General features: G+C 39.1%; 5 protein-coding genes. All 5 read left to right on the top strand.

The genetic code is table 11. The features are described 5' to 3' along the window. The first annotated feature begins 457 nt into the window (after window positions 1–457). The 5 genes from coaA to ABDZ53_RS10585 all read left to right on the top strand — a co-directional run bounded on the left by coaA (window position 458) and on the right by ABDZ53_RS10585 (window position 4,202). Window positions 458–1,384 (top strand): type I pantothenate kinase, encoded by a 927-nt coding sequence (gene coaA / locus ABDZ53_RS10605; RefSeq protein WP_343756350.1) that lies wholly within the window; start codon window positions 458–460, stop codon window positions 1,382–1,384. A 15-nt stretch (window positions 1,385–1,399) separates the two neighbouring features. Further along, the gene (locus ABDZ53_RS10600) at window positions 1,400–1,702 is read left to right on the top strand and encodes a hypothetical protein (RefSeq protein ID WP_343756348.1); all 303 of its coding nucleotides are present in this window, start codon (window positions 1,400–1,402) and stop codon (window positions 1,700–1,702) included. Between the two features lie 45 nt (window positions 1,703–1,747). Continuing rightward, on the top strand, window positions 1,748–2,485 hold the full coding sequence (locus tag ABDZ53_RS10595) for a WecB/TagA/CpsF family glycosyltransferase (RefSeq protein ID WP_343756345.1): 738 nt from the start codon (window positions 1,748–1,750) through the stop codon (window positions 2,483–2,485). Beyond that, window positions 2,482–3,561, top strand: coding sequence for a glycosyltransferase family 4 protein (locus ABDZ53_RS10590; RefSeq protein ID WP_343756343.1), 1,080 nt, complete (start codon window positions 2,482–2,484; stop codon window positions 3,559–3,561). The genes ABDZ53_RS10595 and ABDZ53_RS10590 overlap by 4 nt, the downstream gene beginning before the upstream one ends. Before the next feature lie 158 nt (window positions 3,562–3,719). Next, window positions 3,720–4,202 (top strand): PAS domain-containing protein, encoded by a 483-nt coding sequence (locus ABDZ53_RS10585; RefSeq protein ID WP_343756340.1) that lies wholly within the window; start codon window positions 3,720–3,722, stop codon window positions 4,200–4,202. The last annotated feature ends 46 nt before the right edge of the window (window positions 4,203–4,248 follow it).

The following is a 4,248-nucleotide window of genomic DNA, read 5'->3' as shown; positions in this document are numbered from 1 at the left end:
GATTCGGTTATTAAACTTAGGGAATGGTCTCCTTAAAAGCACCTCAGCTGAATAAAGGTTACTTTACTTACCAACTTGTTTAAAAAGCCAAAACAGGAGGGTCTTTTTGTGTTATCCATTTTTTAAATTCAGATTCTTTTCTTCACTTAATTCCGCTTGAAACTTTCAAAAAAACATCTTTGGCATTTAAAAAAGTATCCTATTTGGGAATATCATACCTTCGAACAGGAATAATCTGATTTTTCATAGAACTTTTGGCATTACCATCTCTCGTATTTTCTCTATAATCATATCGTATTCATCATAGAAACACTAATTTATAATATCACTTTAAATTTAAAAAAGACTAAAGATTTGAGGAAAGGAAAAAGAATAGCAAAGAACAGTGTGAAAAAGAACAAAAATTTGGTAAACTAATACAGATAATGAATATTATAGCAAGAGCGGAGGTAGCCGCATGGAAGAATCGGATTCATTTTATATCATTGATAGAGATGAATGGAAAACATTAGCACAAAACCATACGGAAATCAGTCTGAATGACCAAGAAGTAGACTCTTTGCGGTCGCTGAATGACCAGGTATCTGTCCAGGATGTGAAAGAAATTTATTTACCTATATTACAAGTTTTGCATAAATACATTAAACATTATAATGAGAGACAAATTGAAATTAAACAATTACTGAAAAAACCGGCTAAAAGAGACCCCTATATTATTGGTATTGCAGGGAGTGTGGCTGTTGGAAAAAGTACATTAGCGCGTTTTTTGCAGACTATGATGTCTAGAGCCTATCCGGAACAGACAGTCAAATTAATTACCACCGATGGTTTCTTATATCCGAATGAAACCCTTATCGAAAAGGGGATTTTAAATCGCAAAGGGTTTCCTGAAAGTTACGATATGCACCGCTTAATCAGTTTTATGGGTGATATTAAAAGCGGGAGACGCAATATTAAAGTGCCTCTCTATTCGCATAGTTTATATAATATCGTACCCGACCAATATGAAGTCATCGACCAGCCGGATATCCTGATAGTAGAAGGAATTAATGTGCTTCAATTACCGGCCAATGAAAAGATATTTGTCAGCGACTTTTTCGACTTCAGTTTTTATGTGGATGCCGAGGCCGACCGGATTGAGAAATGGTACTTAGAACGTTTTGGTGTTTTATTACAAACAGCTTTTAAAAACCCTTCAAATTATTACTACCCCTATGCGATTGGAGACAGAAAAAAAGCATTTGCTATGGCTCGAAATGTTTGGCGCACGATTAATCTAAAGAACTTAGAGGAGTACATTCTTCCAACTCGCTTCAGAGCGGATATGATTATTCATAAGACAACCGATCATTATATCGATCAAATACTTTTGAAGAAACATTAGGAGAAGGGAAGCCATATGAAAAAAGCAGTCATGGGGTTGGTTGTGCTTGTGGCCCTCTTATTGAGTGGGTGTGAAGAGGCTGTTTTTGAAGGAACGGTGGCAGTAGTCGAAGCAGAAGAATCTATTTTGATTGTCGAGCCCCATGAAGGGGAGAGCATCAGGCAGTCCGGGACATTAGTCAGCTTATCTGTACCTGAAGACCACACCTATGAAGTAGGGGATACTGTACGCGTGACGCATGAAGGCCCAGTAATGGAATCCCATCCTTTGCAAGTTAATCTTATATCAATTAAAAAAACAAGTGGTGGATCTAAATAAATAACAGGTTTGATTCTTAAGGGAGTAAGAATGGATGAGTAAATTATGAATAACAAAGTAACCATTCTGGGTATTCCATTTGATAATATGACCCGGAAAGAGTTCTTAAGCGTTCTATATAAACGAATGGAAGATAAAGAAAAAACATTTCTAGTTACGGCGAATCCAGAAATTGTCATGTTTGCTAAAAGCAATGAGGACTATTTTAAATTGTTGTTAGAAGCGGACTTCATTGCCCCAGACGGCATTGGAGTCGTTCGAGCGGCAAAAACGCTAAACACGCCCATTAAAGAAAGAGTACCTGGGTTTGAATTAATGCTGGGTTTACTTGAATTGGCTAACATGGAAGGGAAGCGGGTGTATTTTATTGGGGCTAAAGAAGACGTTCTAAATTTGACGATTGAAAACGTCAAAAAAGAATGGCCACATATTGAAATTGCCGGTTACCATCACGGGTATTTCGATCACGATGACCCCGAAAAGATTCAGATGGTCAAAGAAGCGAATGCGGATATCGTGCTGGTAGCCTTTGGTTTTCCTAGACAAGAAGAATGGATTAAAAAATACTTAAATGAAGTCGAACATGGCATTGCTGTAGGTGTCGGAGGTAGCTTCGATGTCATTTCAGGTAAAACGAAAAGAGCCCCGTTTTTAGTCCAGCGTTTCCATGTAGAATGGCTGTATCGGCTCATCAAGCAACCTTCTCGTTATAAAAGAATGAGTGTCCTGCCCCTGTTTTTAAGAGAAATTTACAAGCAGAAAAAAAGGAAAAGTGAAATATGAAAGTCGCTCACATAAATGCAGGAAATGAATACGGCGGGGGTCTGGTTCACATTGTCTCCTTATTGAAAGAGTTAAAGGACAAACAATGTGATCTTATCGTACTGGAAGAAGGGCCGGTCTCTAAAGCAGCCCGACAAGAAGGAATCCCTGTTCATGTCTTTCAACAAGCCAATCGTTATGACCTGACTGTTTTAGTGAGGGTGATTCGTTTTTTAAAAAAGAAAGCTTATACACACATTCACACACACGGACCACGAGCCAATACGTTAGCTTATATGATGCACCGCTTTATTTCAGTGACATGGATTACGACGATACATAGTCACCCTTCCCTAGATTTTAAGGACAATGGAATAAAAGGGCGTGTGTTTGAACACGTGAATAAGCGGTCTATAACTAAAGCTGATGGCGTGATTGCCGTATCGAATGAAATTAAAGAAAGTATTGAGCGACTGGGTATACCAGAAAGTCGTATATACGTGATTAACAATGGCATTACCTTCTCGGAACCTTTAAAAGGGGAGAAAGAACAGCCCGATTTCACTTTGCTGACGATTGGGCGATTACATCCTGTAAAAGGTTACCCTTATTTGATTGAGGCCCTAAAAACGTTCCCTTATCCCAACTGGCAGTGGTTAGTATGCGGAGAAGGCGAGGAAGAAAAAGCGTTGAAGCAGCTTTGTAAAGAGTCATCCATTGCCTCTCAGGTGTCTTTCCTTGGCTGGTTACCAAGTGAAGAAGTGAAAATGGTCGCTTCTGACTCCCATGTATTTGTTCATCCTTCTTTAAGTGAGAGTTTTCCACTCGTCATACTTGAAGCAGCTGAACAAGAGCTTCCGGTTATAGCCACAGATGTGGGAGACGTTAAGGAAATCATCCGAGATGACACAATGGGCTGGCTGATTCAACCAAAGAATGCAGCAGATTTACGCAAGGCTCTGATAGAAGCGTATGAATTGTGGCAAAATAATCAGTTGAAGGAAAAGGGGATTGTTCTCCGACAATGGGCTGAGCAGTTTTCACTTAGTCAGCAAGCAGAACACGTTTTAGATGTGTACAAAGAGATGAAAAAATAAACTAGAAAAGATGGAAGGCCATCTTTTCTAGTTTTTCTGTATGTTCTAGGAAGTGTGTTATAAAAAAATGAACAAAAAAGAGGTTTATATTCAATAAACATTGAAAGCTAACGCCATATTAATTAAACTGGGTGTTAGAAGACGAGGGGGAGTACATAATGCAGGATTATGCCGATTACACAAAAGAGGCGCTTATAAAAGAAGTGGAATCACTTAAACGGTTGAACAAAGAGTTTTTAAAGACATTCCATGAAACAGAAAATATGGAATTCGGATGGACCGGGAATCTTGGACAATGGTTTTGGGACTTTACCATAAACGAAGTCACTTATAATCCATTGAAAGCAAAGGCATTGGGCTATACAAACGAAGAATTGCCTGAAAAGGTACCCTATGAATTCTTTACCGAAAAATTACACCCGGATGATTACGGGTATGTCATGCAGACGATGCAAGACCACTTGGACGGCAAAATCCCGGTGTGGGAAGTAAAATACCGTATCAGAGCAAAAGATGGCTCATGGAAAGTCTACCAGGATCGGGGAAAAGTAACCGAACGAACCGAAGAAGGCGCTCCTCTCTTTCTTAAAGGCATTGTGTTTGATTTGACACTCCCACAGCTAAAGCAGTGGGATTCTTAAGTACTTTGTCGAACGCAGGCCATTTCTGTTTTGTTCAAGCCTTAAG

Source organism: Alkalibacterium iburiense (genome assembly GCF_039521845.1).
Taxonomy (GTDB): Bacteria; Bacillota; Bacilli; order Lactobacillales; family Carnobacteriaceae_A; genus Alkalibacterium; species Alkalibacterium iburiense.
The sequence above is the reverse complement of the archived record's forward strand: the minus strand, read 5'-3'. Positions and strand labels throughout refer to the sequence as shown.

Excerpts from the sequence above, each read along its gene's own strand:
- coaA (WP_343756350.1), top strand. The coding sequence starts at position 458 with ATGGAAGAATCGGATTCATTTTATATCATTGATAGAGATGAATGGAAA.
- ABDZ53_RS10600 (WP_343756348.1), top strand. The coding sequence starts at position 1,400 with ATGAAAAAAGCAGTCATGGGGTTGGTTGTGCTTGTGGCCCTCTTATTG.
- ABDZ53_RS10595 (WP_343756345.1), top strand. The coding sequence starts at position 1,748 with ATGAATAACAAAGTAACCATTCTGGGTATTCCATTTGATAATATGACC.
- ABDZ53_RS10590 (WP_343756343.1), top strand. The coding sequence starts at position 2,482 with ATGAAAGTCGCTCACATAAATGCAGGAAATGAATACGGCGGGGGTCTG.
- ABDZ53_RS10585 (WP_343756340.1), top strand. The coding sequence starts at position 3,720 with ATGCAGGATTATGCCGATTACACAAAAGAGGCGCTTATAAAAGAAGTG.